The organism is Kitasatospora sp. NPDC058406, from assembly GCF_042722765.1.
In the GTDB taxonomy this organism is placed as follows: Bacteria; Actinomycetota; Actinomycetes; order Streptomycetales; family Streptomycetaceae; genus Kitasatospora.
In genome coordinates, this window is sequence record NZ_JBHXKE010000017.1 from 1 (window position 1) to 20,249 (window position 20,249).

Below are 20,249 nucleotides of genomic sequence, written 5' to 3' on the forward strand. Positions count from 1 at the left end.
ACGTGAAACAGGACCGGGCCCCGGCCGTTCGTCGCTCTCGGGCCTCAGCCGCGCCGGTGCCGTCCGCCGCCGGCCTGGACGGCCTCGTCGTCCTCGGCCGCGGCGCCGCCGGCCTTCTTCTTCCGGCGCTCGCGCACGATCTCGATGAGGATCGGCGAGACGGAGAGCAGCACGATCAGCAGCACCGCCGGGATCAGGTACTTGTCGATCACCGGGGCGAGCGCGTCGCCGAAGAAGTAGCCGATCAGCAGCATCGACTCGGTCCAGAGCACGCCGCCGATGACGTTCCAGAGGAAGAAGGTCTTCGCCGGCATCTCCAGGGTGCCCGCGACGGGGTTCAGGAAGGTCCGGACGATCGGCATGAAGCGGGCGAGCACGACGGCCTTGCCCGGCCCGAACTTGTTGAAGTACTCCTCGGCCTTCAGCACGTACTCGCGGCGGAAGATCTTCGACTCGGGCTTGTCGAACATCTTCGGCCCGACCTTCACCCCGATCTGGTGCCCGAGCTGGGCGCCGACGATGGCGGCGATCGGGGCCCCGATCAGGAGAGTCGCGATCGGCAGCCGGGTGCCTTCGCCGAGGACCGACGAAGCGGCGTCCGAGGCGGCGACACCCGCGATGATGAGCAGCGAGTCACCCGGGAAGAAGAACCCGACCAGGAGGCCGGTCTCCGCGAAGATGATCGCGATCAGCCCGATGGCACCGAGGGACGAGATCAGTGATTTGGCGTCGAGCAGATTGACGGCCAGCTGGTTGTAGTCCACGGGCGCAGAATAGCGGGCTTGTCTTTACCAAAGCTTCGCGCCCGGGGCTGAGCGGGCCCTCATCCCTTCGTCGCATGCCGCTCCGCGCCCGCCGCACACCCCTGCGGGACACCCCGGCGGGCGCTCCCCGGGCCTCCCCGGGGAGCGCCCGGGGAGGCCCGCCGTCCCGACTGGCGGGCCACATGGTGGAGCCGGTGGGCGTTCTGGGAAGATGGCACGGGCGCCCGGTCCGCGGTGGCACCACCCTCATGGCCGACCCGCGGCGGTTGCCTCGAACCTTGGTACCGGCAGGCCGCACCGCAGAGCCGCGCATCGGCCCTGGTACCCCGGAGTCGTCACCAGGCGTACACAGCGTCGGACAGCACCGTCCGTACGCCGCAAAACCCGACAGGAGCGGATTCGCATGCCCATCGCAACTCCCGAGGTCTACAACGAGATGCTGGACCGGGCCAAGGCGGGAAAGTTCGCCTACCCGGCGATCAACGTGACCTCGTCGCAGACCCTGCACGCCGCGCTGCGCGGCTTCGCCGAGGCCGAGAGTGACGGCATCATCCAGATCTCGACCGGTGGTGCGGAGTTCCTGGGCGGCCAGCACAACAAGGACATGGTGACCGGCGCCGTCGCGCTCGCCGAGTTCGCGCACATCGTCGCCGCCAAGTACGACATCACCGTCGCGCTGCACACCGACCACTGCCCGAAGGACAAGCTGGACGGCTACGTCCGGCCGCTGCTGGCGGTCTCCGCCGAGCGCGTGGCCCAGGGCCGGAACCCGCTCTTCCAGTCGCACATGTGGGACGGCTCGGCCGAGACCCTGGCCGACAACCTGGCGATCGCCCAGGAGCTGCTCGCCCAGGCCGCCGCCGCCAAGATCATCCTTGAGGTCGAGATCACCCCGACCGGCGGCGAGGAGGACGGCGTCACCCACGAGATCAACGACGAGCTGTACACCACCGTCAACGACGCCGTCCGCACCGCCGAGGCGCTGGGCCTGGGCGAGAAGGGCCGCTACCTGCTGGCGGCCTCGTTCGGCAACGTGCACGGCGTCTACAAGCCGGGCAACGTGGTGCTGAAGCCGGAGCTGCTGCGCGAGCTGCAGGACGCGATCGGCAAGCAGTACGGCAAGAACGACCCGTTCGACTTCGTCTTCCACGGCGGCTCCGGCTCGACCACCGAGGAGATCGCCACCGCGCTGGAGAACGGTGTCGTGAAGATGAACCTGGACACCGACACCCAGTACGCCTTCACCCGCCCGGTCGTGGACCACGTGTTCCGCAACTACGACGGTGTCCTGAAGGTCGACGGCGAGGTCGGCAAGAAGAACACCTACGACCCCCGCACCTGGGGCAAGCTCGCCGAGGCGGGCATGGCCGCCCGCGTGCTGGAGGCCGCCAAGCAGCTGCGCTCGGCCGGCAACCGCCTGAAGTAGGGTCCCGCCCGACGGCAGGGTCTGCGGTCATGCCCCCCAGTGGTTCACTGGGGGGCATGACCATTCACAAGGACCTCCTCGGGGGTCCGCCTCCGACCCACCTGCCCGCCGAGCCCGCTCCGCTGGAGCTGCTGGCCGGCGGCGCCTCCCCGGCCGAGGTCGCGGCGAAGTACCCGACCTCCTCCCTCGCCTGGGCCCAGCTCGCCGACGACGCCTACGCCGCCGGCCGCACCGTCGAGTCCTACGCGTACGCCCGTACCGGCTACCACCGCGGGCTGGACGCGCTGCGCCGGGCCGGCTGGAAGGGCCACGGCCCGGTGCCGTGGGAGCACGAGCCGAACCGCGGCTTCCTGCGGGCGCTGCACGCGCTCGGGCGGGCCGCCGGCGCGATCGAGGAGAAGGAGGAGGCGGAGCGCTGCCTGCAGTTCCTCCGGGACAGCTCGCCGACCGCCGCCGCCACGCTCGGCTGACGACACCCGACGCGCCGGACGACCGCCCCTGCTGCCCGGACGGGCGGCAGGGGCGGTTTCGTCCGCTCCGCCCACCCGGAACGTGGACACCCGTCGGTCCACCGTGTCAGGGTGGGCGGGCGAGGGGGGCGCATCGGTTCGAGGTTCCGCGGCCCCACGGGTCGACAGGAAGCTCCACCGTGCCAGCAGCCAGCCCCGCCCCCCGCGGCGACCGCCCCCGTGGTTCCGGCACGAACGGTGCACGTCGGGCCCGCGCCCGTACCTCCGGGCCCGGCACCGCACGGCGCGGCACGGCTCCCCGCCCCCGGTCGTCCTCGCGCCGCCGCAGCAGGCCCCGCCGGCGGCTCGGGCCCGGCATGGTCGCGGCCCTGGTGGCCGCGGTGGCGATACTCGGCGGCACGCTGTTCGTCCTGAAGCGCCCCGACGCCCTGCCCGGCGCCGACCGGACCGCCCAGGGCCGGGTGGCCCCGGCCGACGGCAACGCCCCCGCCCCGACCCCTCCGGCGGCCCCGGCAGCCGCCCCCGTCGCGCCCACCCCGACGCCCACCCCGACGCCGACCGCCGCACCCACACCCACACCCACACCGGAACCGACCACGCCGGACCCCGGCTTCAAGGGCACGGGTACCTTCACCGTCGCCCAGGGCTCCGCCGCCCCGGTCGGCAAGGGCACCGTCCGCCGCTACCGGGTCGAGGTCGAGGACGGCATCGGCATCGATCCGCCGGCCGCCGCCGCACAGGTCCAGGCGATCCTCGCCGACAAGCGCGGCTGGACCAACGACCGCAGGAACGGCTTTCAACTGGTGTCCGGCGGCGCCTACGACTTCACCGTGAAGATCGCCTCACCCGCCACCGTCGACAGGATCTGCGGCGCCGCCGGACTGGACACCCGCGGCGAGGTGAACTGCAACGTCGGCAACCAGGTGCTGGTCAACGTCAAGCGCTGGACGATCGGGTCCCCCCAGTTCAGCGGCCCGATCGACGAGTACCGGGCACTGATCGTCAACCACGAGGTCGGCCACCGGATCGGCCACGGCCACGAGACCTGCCCGGGCCAGGGAAAGCCCGCGCCGGCCATGATGCAGCAGATCTACGGCCTCAAGGGCTGCGTGCCCAACGCCTGGCCGTACAGCCCCGAGGGCACCTACCTGGGCGGTCCCGCAGTCTCCTGAACCTGCCTGGAACGGGACGGAGTTGAGACACGTTCGGCGTACGGCCGGAACGGCTCCGGCCGTAGGCTGGCGCCATGATCAGCGCAACCGCCCCGACCGACGACCGCCTCGCGACCGCCCGTTCCGCGGCTGCGCGCCCCGCCCCCTCCCGCCACCGGCTGCTCGCCCTCGCGGGCACCGCCGGACTCCTGCTCGGCACGGCCGCCTGCGGCTCCGACGGCGGCGGCACCGGCGCGGCCGGCGCGGGCCGGCTCTCCTACGACCAGGCCCGGTCGACCGCCCAGGACCTGTCGGAGTCCGGCCCCTGCCCGTTCGGCCTGGACCTCGCGGCGGCCCTCAAGGGGGCCGGGGTGGACCTCCCGGTCACCGCCGGGGCCAAGGGGCACCTGACGGCCGAGACCGAGGTCGAGGCGGAGGTCCCGGCCCAGCCCTGGCCCTCCGGGGCCACCCCGCCCGCGGGGATACCCTCGATCCCGGCCACGCCCGCAAGGGCATGGGTGACCTGCCACTTCACGGCCGGCGCCACTCCGGTCCGGGTCGACCTGCTGGCCCTCGCGGAGCACGGCCCGGCGATCAGCCTGATGCTCCCGCACATCCAGCGGTTCGGGAACCTCGGTGTGGACCAGCTCCAGGACTTCGCCGACCGGCAGCCCGCCACCGGCCAGACCAAGGTCACCCCGGGCGGGGGTCTGGTGGGCGTCTCCCGACCGGCCGTCCGCGGCAAGGGGGACCTCGCGCTGACCCTCACCCAGACCACCGGCGAGGCCCCGACCGAGCCCGCCCTGACCGGCGAACCGCTGCGCAGGGCCACCGAACGGCTCGCCGCGCAACTGCGTCCCTGACCGACCGTCGACCGGCTCCGCCCATCACCCGGCCGCCGCCGCCCGACCGCATGCCGGCTGCCGCGGGCCGGCGGGCTCAGCCCAGGACCGGCAGGTGACCGCGCAGGTCGCTGCGCTCGCCGCCGGCCGACACCGCGGCGGCCTCCACCGCGTCCGCCCAGCCGGTCCGGCCGGTGGCCAGCCGGATCCAGGTGAGCGGATCGGTCTCGACCACGTTCGGCGGGGTGCCCCGGGTGTGCCGCGGCCCCTCGACGGCCTGCACCACCGCGTACGGCGGGATCCGCAGCTCGACGGCACCGCCGGGTGCCTGGTCGGCGAAGGCGTCGGCCAGCAGCCGGGTGACGGCGGCGACCGCCTGCCGGGCGTGCGGGAAGTCCGCCCGGCCGAGCGCGTCGGCCAGGTCGTCGGCGTGCACGACCGTCTCGACCAGCCGGGTCACCAGCATGTCGGTGAGCGTCATCGAGCCGAGCCGGATCTCGAACCGCCGGCCCGGGATCCGGGTGTCCTCCCCGTCCAGTGCGTCGACGAGCCCGTCCGCGGCCCGCGCGAAGGCTTCCGCCACGGAGGCCGGCTCACCGCCGAACTCGCCCGCGGCCTTCTCCCGCGCCTGCCCGTCGAGCAGCGGCGCGACCGTGCCGACCCGGGCGACCCACGCCAGCAGGTCGAGCGGCGGACGGCCCTCCAGCGGGTCGCCGAGGTGCGCGGGTACCCAGTCGATCTGGACGGCGAGGTGCGCGACCAGCTCGCGCACCCGCCACTCCCCCAGCCGGGTGGGCCGGGCGAGCAGCTCCGCCGCGTCCGGGCGGGCGCAGAACTCCCGGACGGCGTCGCGCAGCGCGACGGTCTGCTCGGCCAGCGCGGCGCTGACCTTGGAGTGCTGGTACGTACGGGACTTGGCAGGCATGCGCCCCAACATACGCCGGGGGGGGGACGGTTCCGCAGAACCGTCCGCCCCTCAGCACAGCCCGGTCAGGCGAGCAGAGCCTCGATGACGCCGGTGTGGACGTCCTTCAGCTCGGCCAGCGAGACGGTGAACAGGCCCTGCACGTCCAGCACGTCGCCGTCGACCACGCCGACCCGGGTGGCCGGCAGACCGCGCGCGGTGCACATGTCGTTGAACCGGAGCTCCTCGCTGCGCGGCACCGCGACGACCGCGCGGCCGGCCGACTCGGAGAACAGGAACACGAACGGGTCCTGGCCCTCGGGCACGATGATCCGCGCGCCGTGGCCGCCCTTGAGGCAGCTCTCCACCAGGGCCTGGCCGAGGCCGCCGTCGGAGAGGTCGTGCGCGGCGTCGATCATGCCGTCGCGCGAGGCGGCGATCAGGATGTCGCCGAGCAGGCGCTCGCGCTCCAGGTCGACCTTGGGCGGCAGACCGCCCAGGTGGTCGTGGACCGCCTGCGACCAGGCCGAGCCGCCCAGCTCGTCCTCGGTGTCGCCGAGCAGGTAGAGCAGCTGCCCCTCCTCGGCGAAGGCCACCGGGGTGCGGCGGGTGACGTCGTCGATGACACCGAGCACCGCGACCACCGGGGTCGGGTGGATGGCGACCTCGCCGGTCTGGTTGTAGAGCGAGACGTTGCCGCCGGTGACCGGGGTGCCGAGCGTCAGGCAGGCGTCGGCCAGGCCGCGGGTGGCCTCGGCGAACTGCCACATCACGTCCGGGTCCTCGGGGGAGCCGAAGTTGAGGCAGTCGGAGACCGCGAGCGGCTTGGCGCCGCCGGCCGCGACGTTGCGGTACGCCTCGGCGAGGGCCAGCTGGGCACCGGTGTACGGGTCCAGCTTGGTGTAGCGGCCGTTGCCGTCGGTGGCGACCGAGACGCCGAGGTTGGTCTCCTCGTCGATCCGGATCATGCCCGAGTCCTCGCCGACCGAGAGCACGGTGTTGCCGAGCACGTAGCGGTCGTACTGGTCGGTGATCCAGGACTTGGAGGCCTGGTTCGGGTGACCGGCGAGCTTGAGCAGGTCGGCCTTGAGGCCCTCGCCGGTGGTCGGGCGGGCCAGCCGCTCGGCGGTCGGGGCGTCGGCCTGCAGCGCGTCCTGCCAGCTCGGGCGGGCGTAGGGGCGCTCGTAGGTCGGGCCCTCGTGGGCGACGGTGCGCGGCGGCACGTCGACGACCAGGTCACCGTGCCAGAAGATCTCCAGGCGCTCGCCCTCGGTCACCTCACCGATGACGGTGGCGATGACGTCCCACTTCTCGCAGATCTCCAGGAAGCGGTCGACCTTGTCGGGCTCGACGATGGCGCACATGCGCTCCTGCGACTCGCTCATGAGGATCTCCTCGGGCGAGAGCGTGTGGTCGCGCAGCGGCACGGTGTCGAGCTCGATCCGCATGCCGCCGGAGCCGGCCGAGGCCAACTCGCTGGTGGCGCAGGACAGGCCGGCGCCGCCGAGGTCCTGGATGCCCTTGACGAGCTTCTCCCGGAAGATCTCCAGGGTGCACTCGATGAGGAGCTTCTCCTGGAACGGGTCGCCGACCTGGACGGCCGGGCGCTTGGCCGGGCCGGTGGCGTCGAAGGTCTCGGAGGCGAGCACCGAGACACCGCCGATGCCGTCGCCGCCGGTCCGGGCCCCGTACAGGATGACCTTGTTGCCGGCGCCGGTGGCCTGCGCGAGGTGGATGTCCTCGTGCTTCATGACGCCCACGCACAGGGCGTTGACCAGCGGGTTGCCCTGGTAGCAGGAGTCGAAGACGACCTCGCCGCCGATGTTCGGCAGGCCCAGGCAGTTGCCGTAGCCGCCGATGCCCGCGACGATGCCGGGCAGCACGCGCCGGGTGTCCGGGTGGTCGGCCGCGCCGAACCGCAGCGGGTCCATCACGGCGACCGGGCGGGCGCCCATCGCCAGGATGTCGCGGACGATGCCGCCGATGCCGGTGGCCGCGCCCTGGTAGGGCTCGATGTACGACGGGTGGTTGTGCGACTCGACCTTGAAGGTGACCGCGTAACCCTGGCCGACGTCGACCACACCGGCGTTCTCGCCGATGCCGACGAGCATCGCGTCGGTCTCCGGCTTCTTCTCGCCGAACTGCTTCAGGTGGACCTTGGAGCTCTTGTACGAACAGTGCTCGGACCACATGACCGAGTACATGGCGAGTTCCGCGCCGGTCGGACGGCGGCCCAGAATCTCCCGGATCCGCGCGTACTCGTCCTTCTTGAGGCCGAGTTCGGCCCAGGGCTGGCCGGCGTCCGGGGTCTGCTCGGCGTTCTTGACGGTGTCGAGGCTCATCAGGCGTTCACCAGCTGCTTCAGGACGGAAGTGAAGAAGCCCAGGCCCTCGGTGGTGGGACCGGTGAGCGGCTCCACGGCGTGCTCGGGGTGCGGCATCAGGCCGACGACATTGCCGGCGGCGTTGGTGATGCCCGCGATGTCGCGGTACGAACCGTTGGGGTTGACGTCCAGGTAACGGGCGACCACACGGCCCTCCGCCTCCAGTTCGTCGAGGACGCGCTCGTCGGCGACGAAGCGGCCCTCGCCGTTCTTCAGCGGCACGACGATTTCCTGACCGACCGCGTAATCCCGGGTCCAGGCAGTGCCGTTGTTCTCGATCCGCAGCTTCTGGTCGCGGCAGACGAAGTGCAGCGAGTCGTTGCGGGTGAGGGCGCCCGGCAGCAGGTGCGATTCACAGAGCACCTGGAAGCCGTTGCAGATACCGAGAACCGGCATTCCCAGCTTCGCCTGCTCGATGACGGTGTCCATCACCGGCGAGAAGCGGGAGATGGCGCCGCAGCGCAGATAGTCGCCGTAACTGAATCCGCCCGGCAGGACGACCGCGTCGACCTGGTGGAGATCCTTGTCACGGTGCCAGAGGGCGACCGGCTCGGCGCCGGCCAGGCGGACCGCACGACGGGCGTCGCGATCGTCGAGCGAGCCGGGGAAAGTGACGACGCCGACGCGGGTGGTCACTTCGCCTCCTCCTCGACGCGGACGGTGAAGTCCTCGATCACGGTGTTGGCGAGAAAGGTCTCGGCGGCTTCGCGGATACGGGCGAGCACGGCGTCGTCGACCGGGCCCTCCAGCTCCAGCTCGAAGCGCTTGCCCTGGCGGACGTCGGCGATCCCGGTGAATCCGAGACGGGGCAGCGCACGCTGCACCGCCTGTCCCTGGGGGTCGAGGATCTCCGGCTTGAGCATGACGTCGACTACGACGCGTGCCACTGGCACTCCCGGTGGTGTCTTCGTGAGGCGGGGGAACTCCAGACTACCGGGGGTTTCGGGCGGGATTGCTGGCCGGGCGGCGCGACGCGCGTAGACCCGAGACCCTTACGTCACAAGGGCTCCGGACGCCGGGCGCCCCCCGCACACCGTCCCATTTCGCCGGATTCCCGGACCCCAGCGAGAACACCCGAAGAGCACCCGAATACCGCCACTCCGGGACAGATCCCCCAACCGCGTGCCCGGGTATCCGACGCGGCGGCGAAGACACGTGAATATCCGGAAAAGAAAGCCGGACTCTTCGATTTCTCCCCGCTTCGGGTGCAGAATAGGGCCACCTGCCGCGGCAAGTGCTGCGTATCCGGCATGCCATCGGGCCTGCCCGTATGCGCTTGCGCGAGGGGTGCACATCAGGCCCCGGAGCGCACCCGCGCCCGGTCGGCCGAATTGCCCGAGAGGATTGACACCCATGGCTCAGCGTGTAGTTGTCACGCTCTCCGACGACCTGGACGGCGGCGCAGCCGCGGAAACCGTCCACTTCGGCGTCGACGGGAAGTCGTACGAGATCGATTTGTCCGTGGACAACGCGGAAAAGCTGCGGGAGGCCCTCGCTCCGTTCGTCGCGGCCGGCCGCCGCCAGAGCCGCACCGGGAAGTCCTTCCGGCGCACCGCGCTCACCCCGGACCCCGCCGCCGTGCGTGCCTGGGCCCAGTCCCGCGGCATGGAGCTGCCCGCCCGCGGCCGCATCCCCAAGCACGTCTACGAGGCGTTCGCCGAGGCGAACTGACCACCGCGGTACCCGGTCGTCCCGCCCAAACCCAAAGGGTGGGGCGACCACCCCGACGGATGCTGTAGAGTATTCCTCGTCGCCGCAACGGAGAGATCCGAAGAGGCGGAAGGTGCCCCACCAGGTACCGTGCGGACGTGGCTCAGTTGGTAGAGCATCACCTTGCCAAGGTGAGGGTCGCGAGTTCGAATCTCGTCGTCCGCTCGCAGTGCGCGAGCACAGCACAACTTCATATCTTTATCCTGCGGACGTGGCTCAGTTGGTAGAGCATCACCTTGCCAAGGTGAGGGTCGCGAGTTCGAATCTCGTCGTCCGCTCCATGACGAAGGGTCCTCTCGGTCGAGAGGGCCCTTCGGCGTTTCCGGCATTCGCCGGCGACCGCCCGCAGCACCCGGGCCCACCGACCGGTGACATATGTCATGGCCGACCCGTGGATCCGCACCCCGTTCCCGTGAGGCCGCGCACTGTCCGCGGTGCCCCGGCGACGGGAGGCTTGGGACATGGAAACCAGCCAGCCCCTCCACGGCGACCACGTGATCGAGGTCACCGACCTGCACCGTCACTACGGCACCGGCACCACCCGCTACCACGCGGTCCGCGGCGTCGACCTGACCGTCGGCCGCGGCGAGCTGTTCGCCCTGCTGGGCACCAACGGGGCCGGCAAGACCTCCACCATGGAGCTGATCGAGGGCCTCACCGCCCCGAGCGAGGGACGGGTCCGCGTCCTCGGCCACGACCCGCACGGCGAGCGCAGCGCCGTCCGGCCGCGCATCGGCATCATGCTCCAGGAGGGCGGTTTCCCCGGCGAGCTCACCGTCGCCGAGACCGGCCGTGCGTGGGCCGGGATGACCAGCAACGCCCGCCCGCTCGACGAGGCACTGGACCTGGTCGACCTCACCCACCGCCGCAACGTCCGGGTCAAGCAGCTCTCCGGCGGCGAGCGCCGCCGGCTCGACCTGGCGATGGCCCTGCTCGGCCGGCCCGAGGTGCTCTTCCTGGACGAGCCGAGCACCGGCCTCGACCCGGAGGCCCGCGTCGCCGTCTGGCGGCTGGTCCGCGAGCTGCGCGCCCAGGGCACCACGGTGCTGCTCACCACGCACTACCTGGAGGAGGCCGAGGAGCTCGCCGACCGGCTGGCCATCATGCACGGCGGCCGGGTCGTCACCACCGGCACGGTGGCCGAGGTGATCGCCGGCCGGCCGTCCCGGATCTCCTTCGAGCTCCCCGAGTTCACCGGCACCTCGCTGCCGCCGCTGGCCGGCGCCACGGTGACCGCCGACGGCCGGAAGATCACCGTCCAGACCCCGCGGCTCCAGGCCACCCTCACCGACCTGCTCGGCTGGGCCGCCCACCACGGCGTCGAACTCGGCGCGCTCGACGCCCGCAGCGCCTCCCTGGAGGAGGCCTTCCTGGCCATCGCCTCCGAGGCCGCCGACCGGCCCCCGGCCGGGACCCCCGCCGCTCCCACCGCCCGCCGCCGCCTGATCGGACTCGCCCGATGACCACCGCCACCGCCTCCGCCACCACCGCCGGTCCCCGGAGCACCACCGCCCGTCGGCTGCTGGCCCTCGGCCGGGCCGAGGGCATCCTGCTGCTGCGCAACCGGACCGCCCTGTTCACCGCCCTGCTGCTGCCGCTGCTGCTCATCGGCGGGCTGAAGAGCGTGCTCGACCAGCAGGCCGAGACCACCCCCGGCCTCGACGTCGACTCCCTGCTGGTCAACGGCGCCGTCGGGATGGTGCTGGCCTTCGTCGTCTACTACAACCTGACCGCCGCCTACGTGGCCCGCCGCGGCGAGCTGGTGCTCAAGCGGCTGCGCACCGGCGAGGCCCGGGACATCGAGATCCTGGCCGGCACCGCCGTCCCCTCCGTGGCCCTGGCCCTGCTGATGTGCGCCGTGATCGGCATCGCGGGGGCCTCGGTCCTGAACCTGACCGCGCCGGTCAACCCGCTGCTGCTGATCGTCGGCCTGGTCATGGCCGTCGGCACCCTGATGGCCCTGGCCGCCGTCTCCAGCGCCTTCACCAGGACCGTCGAGAGCGCCGGCATCACCACCATGCCGGTCCTGCTGATCTCCCAGTTCGGCTCCGGCCTGTTCTACCCGCTGGAGGTCATGCCGGACCGGCTCGCCGACTTCTGCCGCCTGCTGCCCACCACCCCGGCGTTCCAGCTGATCCGGGTCGGCTGGTTCGGCACCGACGGCTCGGCCGACGCCACCGGCTTCGCCGGCACCTGGTCCACCGCCGCGCCGCACCTGGTCACCGGCGCCGTCTGGCTGGCCCTCGCGGCCTGGGGCGCCGTCCGGTACTTCCGCTGGGAGCCGCGCCGCTGACCGGCCCGGACCGGGAACCGGTGGCCCGCACCCCGCTGCACCTCTGATAGGAAGGCAGCAGCACGATCATGGCCGGACGGGGAGCGGAGCAGATGGGTGTCGTGAATCCGGTGCGCAGGTGGCGAGGCTTCAGCAAGCCCCAGCGCTCCGAGCTCTACCTCCGCTGGTCGCTCTACCTGATGGCGCTCGCCCCGCTGCCGGCCGCCCTGCTGAGCAGCACCTCCGCCCCGGAGACCCGGCACTACCCGGCCTCCGTCCGGGTCAGCCTGGTCGTGGGCCTCGCCCTGGTCCTGGTCACCCTGCGCGCCTACCGCACCTCGCTGGACCACTACCTGAAGCGGCCCGCGGACCACCCCCGCTGGCTCCTGATCACCGGAGCCGTCGCGGTGGCCGGCTCCTGGGCGGTCATGCTGATCGGCCCCCGGACCGGCGACGGCCCGGACGGCGCGCCGTTCACCGCCTCGATCGTGATCGCCATGCTCTTCTCCTCCTTCGGTCCGGCCGCCGTGGGGCTGGCGCCGCGCACGGCGGCCCTCGCCGGACTCGGGGCGCTGCTGGCCGTCGCCCCCGCGATCATGCTGGCCGGCGTGGACCTCGCGACCACCTGCGGGATGCTGGTGTTCACCGCGTCCGCCATGACCTTCATGGGCTGCAGCTGCCGCAGCTTCGCCTGGCTCCAGTCGGTGGTCTGGGAGCTGGACTCGGCCCGCGAGGCCCAGGCGCAGCTGGCCGTCGCCGAGGAGCGCCTGCGGTTCTCCCGCGACCTGCACGACGTGATGGGCCGCAACCTCACCACCATCGCGCTCAAGAGCGAGCTGGCCTTCCAACTGGCCCGGCGCGGCCGGCCGGAGGCCGCCGACCAGATGGCCGAGGTGCAGCGGATCGCCCAGGAGTCGCAGCGCGAGGTCCGGGACGTGATCCGCGGCTACCGCACGGCGGACCTGCACGCGGAGGCGATCGGCGCCCGCGCGGTGCTCCGCTCGGCCGACGTGGCCTGCGAGATCGACCTCGGCGAGCACGCCCACGAGCTGCCGGCCCCGGTCCAGTCGGTGCTCGGCTGGGTGATCCGCGAGGCCACCACCAACGTGCTGCGGCACAGCGAGGCGGCCCGCTGCTCGATCCGGCTCCGCCGGGAGGACGACCGGGCGTTGCTGGAGCTGGAGAATGACGGGGTGCCGGCCGTCCCGCTGCCCTCCCAGGGCGGCGGTACCGGGCTGGGCGGCCTGCGCGAGCGGCTCGCCGTCCACGACGGCGAGCTGACCCTGCCGGTCGCCGCGCCGGGCAGCTTCCGGCTGCTCGCCAGCGTCCCGATCTGAACCGCTCCACCGGAAGGCACCCCCGATGACCGACTCCGCGCCCGTCCGCGTCCTGCTCGCCGACGACGAGCACCTGATCCGGGGCGCGCTGGCCGCGCTGCTCGCGCTGGAGGAGGACATCGTGGTGGTCGCCCAGGCCGCCTCGGGCCCGGAGGCCCTGGCGATGGCCGAGGCGCACCGGCCGGACGTCGCGGTGCTGGACCTGCAGATGCCCGGGCTGGACGGCATCGAGGTGGCCACCCGGCTGCGCACACTGCTGCCGGACTGCCGCTGCATGATCGTCACCGGCCACGGCCGGCCGGGCTACCTGAAGCGCGCGCTGGAGGTCGGGATCCGGGGCTTCCTGCCGAAGACCGTCTCGGCGGCCGACCTGGCCGGGATCATCCGCACCGTGCGGGCCGGCGGCCGGTACGTGGACCCGGAGCTGGCGGCGGACGCGATCGCCGCCGGGGAGACCCCGCTGACGCCGCGCGAGACGGACGTCCTGGAGCTGGCCGCCGACGGCACCTCGATCGCGGAGATCGCCGCGCGCGCGTCGCTCTCCCAGGGCACCGTCCGCAACTACCTCTCCTCGGCGGCCGCCAAGCTGGGCGCGGAGAACCGCCACGCGGCGGTGCGGATCGCCCGCGAGCACGGCTGGATCTGAGCCGGAACCGGCCCGCCCCGCCCTGCCCGTCCCGCCCTGCCCGCGGACGCCGCCGGGTCCGCCCGGGCGGGCGGACCCGGACGGACCCGGACGGTGGCCTCAGACCCAGCTGAGACCGGTCAGCCGCTCGTAGGCCTCGACGTACTTGGCGCTGACCCGCTCGACGACCTCGGCGGGCAGCTGCGGCGGCGGCTGCTCGCCCTTCCGGTCCCAGCCGGAGGCCGGGGAGGTCAGCCAGTCGCGGACGATCTGCTTGTCGAAGGAGGGCTGGGCGTGGCCCGGCTCCCACTGGTCGACCGGCCAGAACCGCGAGGAGTCGGGGGTGAGGACCTCGTCGCCGATCACCAGCTCGCCGTCCAGCAGGCCGAACTCGAACTTGGTGTCGGCCAGGATGATGCCGCGGTCGCGCGCGATGTCCCGGGCCCGGGAGTAGACGGCCAGGGTGGTCTGCCGCAGCTGCACCGCCAGGTCCGCGCCGATCCGGCGGGCGGTCTCCTCGTACGGGACGTTCTCGTCGTGCTCGCCGACCTCGGCCTTGAGCGCCGGGGTGTAGATCGGGGCGGGCAGCTCGGAGCCGTCCTCCAGGCCCTCGGGCAGGGCGATGCCGCAGACGGTGCGGGAGTCGCGGTACTCCTCCAGGCCGGAGCCGGCCAGGTAGCCGCGGGCGACGCACTCGACCGGGATCATGTCGAGGCTGCGGCAGACCAGCGTGCGGCCCTTCCAGTCGGCGGGGGCGCCGGCCGGGACCTCGGTGGAGATCACGTGGTTGGGCACCAGGTCGGCGATCCGGTCGAACCACCACAGCGAGAGCTGGGTCAGGATGCGGCCCTTGTCCGGGATCTCGTTGGGCAGCACCCAGTCGTAGGCCGAGGTGCGGTCGCTGGCGACCATCACCAGCTCGCCGGACTCGGTCCGGTAGAGGTCGCGCACCTTGCCGGTGTGCAGGTGGACCAGGCCGGGCACCTGGACCGGCTCGGGCTTGGTGACAAATCCGCTCAAGGTCGTCTCAGTCCTCAGGGGTCGTTCGCGGGCGTGGGGCGCGAAAGGGGAGGTCACTGGGGTCGAGTCTGTCATGGCTCCCACCCGGACCCCGGAGGGGTCGGCCGCTCAGCCGTTCTTGCAGAGGTGGTCGAGCAGGTTGGCGGTGGCCCGCTGGATCCGCTCGTCGGTGAGGCCCGGGCGGTCCAGCGCGGGCGACCAGGCGAAGGTCCCGGAGGCGAAGACGTACGCGCCGCTGGGCGCCCGGTAGAGCGAGGTCTCCTGGTAGCGGGTGCGGCCGGCCAGGTCCCGGTACGGGGAGTGCGAGAGCAGCACCCGGTCGGTGTGGGCGGGCAGCGCGACCTTCGGGTAGTACCGGTCGGCCTCGCCGGCCACCAGACCGGGCAGCTCGTCGCCCTCCTGGACGCCGGTGCCCTCCCAGAGCCAGTGGCCGGTGTGCCGGGCGACCATCGGGACGGGCGCGGCGACCCGGCCGGAGTACTGCAGGCCGAGCAGGTGCTGCTCGGGCTCGCCTGCGTCGCGCCAGAGCGCGCTGGCGGCGCCGGGGGCGCCGGTGGCGGGGCTGCCCGGCTGGACCTTCTGGCGCTTGCGGCAGTTGAGCAGCCGGTTGGGCTCGCCGGAGGGCGCGGCGCTCAGCTCGACCCGCCAGTACATGGTGTTGGCGGACAGGAAGACCAGCGAGGTGCCGCCGTCCCGGGCCCGTTCGGCGGCCCGGCGCATCGGCTCGGACCAGTACTCGTCGTGGCCGGGGAAGACCAGCGCCTTGTGCCGGGCGGGGTCGACCAGCCCCGCGTGCAGGTCGGTGGCGGTGGCGTAGGAGAGGTCGTAGCCGTACCGCTCGGCCCAGCGGATGAAGTCGTAGGCGTGGCCGACGTGCAGCGGCAGTCCGGCGGTGGCGTGCGGGCGGTCGAAGGAGACGGTGACGGCCGCCTCGGGCTCGCCGACCAGCCGGCCGCCGCCGTCCCAGGCGTGGTAGAGGCTGGCGCCGCTGCGGCCGTCCTCGGGAAAGAGGTTGTACGCCTGCCAGGTCACGTCGGGGACCACCAGCAGCAGCTCGGCGGCGCGCGCCTGGTCCTCGAAGTCCCGGACGGTGAAGGGGATGTGGCTGCGGTGCAGCATGTCGGCGGTGGTCAGCACGGCGACGTAGGCACCGGGCCTCCAGTGGGCCGGGATCTGCAGCCGCCAGGTGTGCCACCAGTGGTGGCAGGAGACGGTCCTCCCGGCGACCAGCGGGGCGGGCTGGACCATGCCGGCGATCAGCGGGCTGGACGTCATGTGGTGGGCGCCGTCGCCGGCGTAGTGGCCGATCCGGTAGACGTCGACGGTGAACTCGCGCGGCGGGTTGACGGTGACCCGGAAGTCCACGGAGCCGCCGGGGCGGACCACGCCGGCCGAGGCGAAGCCCTTGATCTGCTGCTCCTCGTCGTTGGAGCTGAGCGGGGTGCCGACCGGCGGCTTGCCCCGGAGGCCGGCGGACAGCCGCCGCTGTCCGGGGGCGTCCACCGAGACGTACCAGGGGACGGCGCCCTCGGCGCCCGCGAGGTACTGGTCCGGGCTGCGCAGCCAGGGCAACGGGCCCTGGCCGAAGGGATCGGAGACGCTGTGCGCGTGCGTCCCGGACTCCCAGCGGCGGTTGAGTTCGGTCCCCACGCGCGCCCCTCCCAGGTGCACCTACGCGGTTGGCATGTGCCTCCCGGATGTGCGTGCGGTCTAATACACCACACAGTGCTGGCGCTGCGTCACCCTACGGTAGCAACTAGTGGTGACGAATCTCCCGGCCCGGGCCCCGGAGGGCCTCCGGCCTGCGAAGACCCGGGGCGGCCGGCCGTTCCGGGGGCGCACATTCCGGGAGCACGCGCCCCCGAGTGCCGGTCGTCAGAGCCGGACGGGCTTCTCCAGCCGGACGCCGGCGGCGTCCAGCCAGGCCCGCAGCGGGCCGTCCTGGCCCTGCTCGACGGCCTGCGCGACCGGCTCGGCGAGGTCGGTGCGGCGGACCCCGCCGAGCTGCAGGACCGGGCCGTCCAGCCAGTCCAGGCCGGGAACGGCCCCGGCGGTGTCCACGGAGGCGCAGCAGACCATCGCCGTGACGTGGTCGACCAGCACGTCCCGCCCGGAGCGGACCGGTTCGAGCAGCGGCGCGGGTGCGGTGGTGCGGGCCAGCTGGGCGGTGAGCGCGGCGGCCAGCCGCTCGCCGTCGCCCTCCGCGAGCCGGACCAGCAGGCGGGTCAGCGTCGGGGCGCCGGGGCGGGCCTGCGGGGCGAGCCGGTCCAGCGCGGACTGCAGCTCCGCGGCCCGGGCGCGCCAGCCGGCGTCCACCACCTCGACCGGGTAGTCGGCCCACTCCAGCTCGCGCCAGGCGCCGGAGGCGGGCCGGCCGAAGAACAGCTCGGCGGCGAGCCGGGAGACCGCCGCGTCCACCGCGCCGGGCTCCTCCAGGAGGTCGCAGGCGGGGCGGTCGCCGAGCCGGCTGCTGTAGCCGTCGGCCAGCCGGTCGCGCCGGGACAGCTCGGTCAGCGCGGCGACCACACCCGCGTTCAGGTGCGCGGGGTGGCGGCCCAGCCGCCAGGCGGGCAGCGCGACCCGGGTGAGCAGCCGGTCCCAACCCGCGTAGGCGAGGCCGACCTGCTCCTGGGCGGCGATCCGCAGGCCGTAGTCGACTTCGCGGGCCTGCTCGGACGCCCAGCCGGCGACGGCGCGTTCCAGTTCGGCGGCGTGCCCGCGGCAGGCGCCGAGCAGCCGTCGGGTGATCCGGTCGGTGAGCCCGGCCGGGCCCCGGCGGGCGGGCCGCGGGCCTTCGGGCGGGGCGCAGACCAGACCGGAGGCCGGGGCGGCGTCCAGGCTGGCGTCCAGGGCGCGCAGGAAGCGGCGTGCCGCGGCGATCTCGGGGTCGGCGGCGGCCGCGGTGCCGGCCACCACCGGGGCGAGGAGGGCGCGCAGCTCGCCGGCCCGCATCCACCAGAGGAACGGCGAACCGATCACCAGGACCGGCGCGGGCTGCTCGTGGTGGTCGGCCCGGCGGGACCGGCGGGCCGGGCGGGGCGGCGGGACGTCCTCCAGCCAGCTGTCGCAGTCCGGGGTGAGCGCGATGGCGGAGGGCGCGGGGACCTCCAGGCGGTCGGCCAGCTCGTCGATCAGCCGGTACAGCTCGGGGGCCTGTCCCCGGGCGATCGGGACGGCCGGGGTCTGCGGCGGCACGGCCCGGCGGTACGTCCGGGCGGCCAGCCCGGCCACCAGCAGGGTGAGCGCGGCGACCGCGCAGAGCACCCAGCGGGCGGCGTCCCAGCCGGCGGCGTCCGGGGAACCGGGGGCGCCGAGCCGGCCGGTGAACCGGCCTGCGAGCAGCACCGCCGCAGCGGCGGCGGGCAGCGCGGCGGCGGCCAGGGCGAGACCCCGGATCCGCAGGACCGCCTGGGCATGAGCGCGCGCGGTGTCGACAACGGCCATACGGTGCGGCACCCCCTTCGGAGCCCTCGGGCACCCGGTGACGGGGGTCCGAGCCGACTCGAACGATCAGTTCCGACCGGGGGACGGTGACGTCCGGTCCCCGGTAGTGCATGCTGCGTGGCGCTTCTGACATTCTCGACGCCCGTGTCCGGGTGGGTGTTCCGGATCGCCCCGGTTTCCACTCGTCCCGGTGACGCCGTCCGAATTCCGGACGACCGCACCCGGGCGTCGCACGAAGCGGCCCGGGCGTCCGACCCGGCCGGACGCCGTCCAGCATCCCCCCGCAGGACCGCCGCTACCCGGCGGCGGCCGGGAACGGCGCGGCCCGGGGCGCTGCGATCCAGCGCACCATAAGGCCGGGCGCCCGGCTGCGTCAGCCGGATGCGGCCGCTGTCACTCGATGGGCTGGATTCCGGCCGCCGAACGGTGCGGCGGCCCCGGATCCGCTCCGGCCCCTCCCGCCCCCGAAACGCCGGTCCGCTCTGCGGCCATGGGGGTTGTCCCGCCGCCCCGCTGGCCCAGCCGTCCCGCTCCGCCGGCCGACGGGCCGGGGACCCGCGGGCCCGGGTCGGCGGGCGGGGCGGCCGGCCGGGAACGGCCCGGGCCCCCGGCGATCGCTCGCCGGGGGCCCGGGGGTGCCTGAGGGGGAGCCGTCAGCCCGCCGCCTTCAGCGCGATGTCGGTCCGGTGCTGGCCGCCCTTGAGGGAGATCCGGTCGAGCGCCCGGTACGCCCGGTCCCGCGCCTCGGCGAGGCCGGTCCCGGTGGCGGTGACCGACAGGACCCGGCCGCCGGCGCTGAGCACCCGGCCGTCCTCGTCCAGCTTCGTCCCCGCGTGCAGCACGTACGCGGTGCCGTCGGCGGCCTCCGCCTCGGCCAGACCCTCGATCGGGTCACCGGTGCGCGGCGCCGCCGGGTAGCCCTCGGAGGCGATCACCACGGTGACCGCGGCGCCCTCGTCCCAGCGCAGCGGCTCCAGCTGGTCCAGCGTGCCGGTGGCCGAGGCGTGCAGGACGCCCGCCAGCGGGGTCCGCAGCCGGGCCAGCACGACCTGGGTCTCCGGGTCGCCGAAGCGGGCGTTGAACTCGATCACCCGGGTGCCGCGCGAGGTCAGCGCCAGGCCGGCGTAGAGCAGGCCGGAGAACGGGGTGCCCCGGCGGTGCAGCTCGTCCACGGTCGGCTGCAGGACGGTCTCCAGGACCTCCTCCACCAGGCCCTCGGGGGCCCACGGCAGCGGCGAGTAGGCGCCCATGCCGCCGGTGTTCGGACCCTCGTCGCCGTCCAGCGCGCGCTTGAAGTCCTGGGCCGGCTGGAGCGGGAGCACGGTGGTGCCGTCGGTGATCGCGAAGAGCGAGACCTCGGGGCCGTCCAGGTACTCCTCGATGACCACCCGATCGCAGGCGGTGGCGTGGGCCAGCGCGGCCTCGCGGTCGGAGGTGACCACGACGCCCTTGCCGGCGGCCAGGCCGTCGTCCTTGACCACGTAGGGCGGGCCGAAGGCGTCCAGCGCCTCGGCCGCCTCCTCGGCGGTGGTGCAGACGTAGGAGCGGGCGGTGGGCACGCCGGCGCCGGCCATCACGTCCTTGGCGAAGGCCTTGGACCCCTCCAGCAGGGCGGCCTCCCCGGACGGGCCGAAGACGGGGATGCCGGCCGCGCGCACGGCGTCGGAGACGCCCGCGACCAGCGGGGCCTCCGGGCCGACCACGACCAGGTCGGAGCCGAGCCGCCGGGCGAGCGCCGCGACCTGCGCGCCGTCCAGCTGGTCGACCGGGTGGACCGTCGCCACCTGCGCGATCCCGGCGTTGCCCGGGGCACAGTGCAGCTCGGTCACGGCGGGATCTTGGGACAGAGAGCGGCACAGGGCGTGTTCGCGGGCGCCGCCGCCGATGACGAGGACCTTCAC

The 20,249-nt window shown here is 73.7% G+C and carries 18 protein-coding genes and 2 tRNA genes; 11 read left to right on the plus strand and 9 right to left on the minus strand.

Annotation, left to right across the window (positions count from 1 at the left end):
* Positions 1-44 precede the first annotated feature (44 nt).
* Positions 45-764: a VTT domain-containing protein gene (locus ACFWOG_RS05560; protein WP_329948350.1), complete on the minus strand. Its 720-nt coding sequence runs from the start codon at positions 762-764 to the stop codon at positions 45-47.
* A gap of 403 nt (positions 765-1,167) precedes the next feature.
* Here ACFWOG_RS05560 and fbaA point away from each other — a divergent pair, with 403 nt between their 5' ends.
* The 4 genes from fbaA to ACFWOG_RS05580 all read left to right on the plus strand — a co-directional run bounded on the left by fbaA (position 1,168) and on the right by ACFWOG_RS05580 (position 4,674).
* A complete protein-coding gene (fbaA, locus tag ACFWOG_RS05565; protein ID WP_329884871.1) occupies positions 1,168-2,190 on the plus strand; it encodes a class II fructose-bisphosphate aldolase in 1,023 nt (340 codons plus the stop codon).
* Between the two features lie 56 nt (positions 2,191-2,246).
* Positions 2,247-2,660, plus strand: a complete 414-nt coding sequence (locus tag ACFWOG_RS05570) for a DUF3151 domain-containing protein (RefSeq protein WP_329884870.1) — start codon at positions 2,247-2,249, stop codon at positions 2,658-2,660.
* A 356-nt stretch (positions 2,661-3,016) separates the two neighbouring features.
* Positions 3,017-3,832 carry a DUF3152 domain-containing protein gene (locus tag ACFWOG_RS05575; protein WP_380355131.1) on the plus strand — a complete coding sequence of 272 codons (816 nt, stop codon included), beginning with the start codon at positions 3,017-3,019 and terminating at the stop codon, positions 3,830-3,832.
* Between the two features lie 74 nt (positions 3,833-3,906).
* Positions 3,907-4,674, plus strand: a complete 768-nt coding sequence (locus ACFWOG_RS05580) for a hypothetical protein (RefSeq protein ID WP_380355134.1) — start codon at positions 3,907-3,909, stop codon at positions 4,672-4,674.
* A gap of 76 nt (positions 4,675-4,750) precedes the next feature.
* Here the strand turns inward: ACFWOG_RS05580 and ACFWOG_RS05585 are convergent, their stop codons facing one another.
* From ACFWOG_RS05585 to purS, 4 genes are all read right to left on the minus strand, one after another.
* Entirely contained in the window at positions 4,751-5,578 is an 828-nt protein-coding gene (locus ACFWOG_RS05585) for a sterol carrier family protein (protein WP_329948353.1), read from the minus strand.
* Positions 5,579-5,643: 65 nt separating this feature from the next.
* Complete coding sequence (gene purL / locus ACFWOG_RS05590) at positions 5,644-7,899, minus strand: phosphoribosylformylglycinamidine synthase subunit PurL (RefSeq protein ID WP_329884866.1); 2,256 nt, start codon at positions 7,897-7,899, stop codon at positions 5,644-5,646.
* A complete protein-coding gene (gene purQ, locus ACFWOG_RS05595) occupies positions 7,899-8,576 on the minus strand; it encodes a phosphoribosylformylglycinamidine synthase subunit PurQ (protein ID WP_329948354.1) in 678 nt (225 codons plus the stop codon). The genes purL and purQ overlap by 1 nt, the downstream gene beginning before the upstream one ends.
* Complete coding sequence (gene purS / locus ACFWOG_RS05600; protein WP_329884864.1) at positions 8,573-8,827, minus strand: phosphoribosylformylglycinamidine synthase subunit PurS; 255 nt, start codon at positions 8,825-8,827, stop codon at positions 8,573-8,575. The genes purQ and purS overlap by 4 nt, the downstream gene beginning before the upstream one ends.
* 466 nt (positions 8,828-9,293) lie before the next feature.
* Here purS and ACFWOG_RS05605 point away from each other — a divergent pair, with 466 nt between their 5' ends.
* From ACFWOG_RS05605 to ACFWOG_RS05635, 7 genes are all read left to right on the plus strand, one after another.
* Entirely contained in the window at positions 9,294-9,611 is a 318-nt protein-coding gene (locus ACFWOG_RS05605) for an Lsr2 family protein (RefSeq protein WP_030304494.1), read from the plus strand.
* A 131-nt stretch (positions 9,612-9,742) separates the two neighbouring features.
* Positions 9,743-9,815: transfer RNA gene (locus ACFWOG_RS05610), tRNA-Gly, on the plus strand.
* A 40-nt stretch (positions 9,816-9,855) separates the two neighbouring features.
* Positions 9,856-9,931: transfer RNA gene (locus ACFWOG_RS05615), tRNA-Gly, on the plus strand.
* Between the two features lie 180 nt (positions 9,932-10,111).
* Positions 10,112-11,113, plus strand: a complete 1,002-nt coding sequence (locus ACFWOG_RS05620) for an ABC transporter ATP-binding protein (protein WP_329948355.1) — start codon at positions 10,112-10,114, stop codon at positions 11,111-11,113.
* Positions 11,110-11,943 carry an ABC transporter permease gene (locus ACFWOG_RS05625; protein ID WP_329948356.1) on the plus strand — a complete coding sequence of 278 codons (834 nt, stop codon included), beginning with the start codon at positions 11,110-11,112 and terminating at the stop codon, positions 11,941-11,943. Before ACFWOG_RS05620 ends, ACFWOG_RS05625 begins: the two co-directional genes overlap by 4 nt.
* Before the next feature lie 92 nt (positions 11,944-12,035).
* Positions 12,036-13,259, plus strand: coding sequence for a histidine kinase (locus ACFWOG_RS05630; protein ID WP_329948357.1), 1,224 nt, complete (start codon positions 12,036-12,038; stop codon positions 13,257-13,259).
* Positions 13,260-13,284: 25 nt separating this feature from the next.
* Positions 13,285-13,905, plus strand: a complete 621-nt coding sequence (locus ACFWOG_RS05635; protein WP_329884860.1) for a response regulator transcription factor — start codon at positions 13,285-13,287, stop codon at positions 13,903-13,905.
* Positions 13,906-14,004: 99 nt separating this feature from the next.
* Here ACFWOG_RS05635 and ACFWOG_RS05640 read toward each other — a convergent pair whose 3' ends face one another.
* The 4 genes from ACFWOG_RS05640 to purD all read right to left on the minus strand — a co-directional run bounded on the left by ACFWOG_RS05640 (position 14,005) and on the right by purD (position 20,249).
* The gene (locus ACFWOG_RS05640) at positions 14,005-14,904 is read right to left on the minus strand and encodes a phosphoribosylaminoimidazolesuccinocarboxamide synthase (RefSeq protein WP_329948358.1); all 900 of its coding nucleotides are present in this window, start codon (positions 14,902-14,904) and stop codon (positions 14,005-14,007) included.
* Positions 14,905-15,012: 108 nt separating this feature from the next.
* Positions 15,013-16,554, minus strand: coding sequence for a N,N-dimethylformamidase beta subunit family domain-containing protein (locus ACFWOG_RS05645; RefSeq protein WP_329884858.1), 1,542 nt, complete (start codon positions 16,552-16,554; stop codon positions 15,013-15,015).
* Positions 16,555-16,779: 225 nt separating this feature from the next.
* Positions 16,780-18,348, minus strand: a complete 1,569-nt coding sequence (locus ACFWOG_RS05650) for a hypothetical protein (RefSeq protein WP_329948359.1) — start codon at positions 18,346-18,348, stop codon at positions 16,780-16,782.
* A 653-nt stretch (positions 18,349-19,001) separates the two neighbouring features.
* Positions 19,002-20,249, minus strand: a complete 1,248-nt coding sequence (purD, locus tag ACFWOG_RS05655; protein WP_380355142.1) for a phosphoribosylamine--glycine ligase — start codon at positions 20,247-20,249, stop codon at positions 19,002-19,004.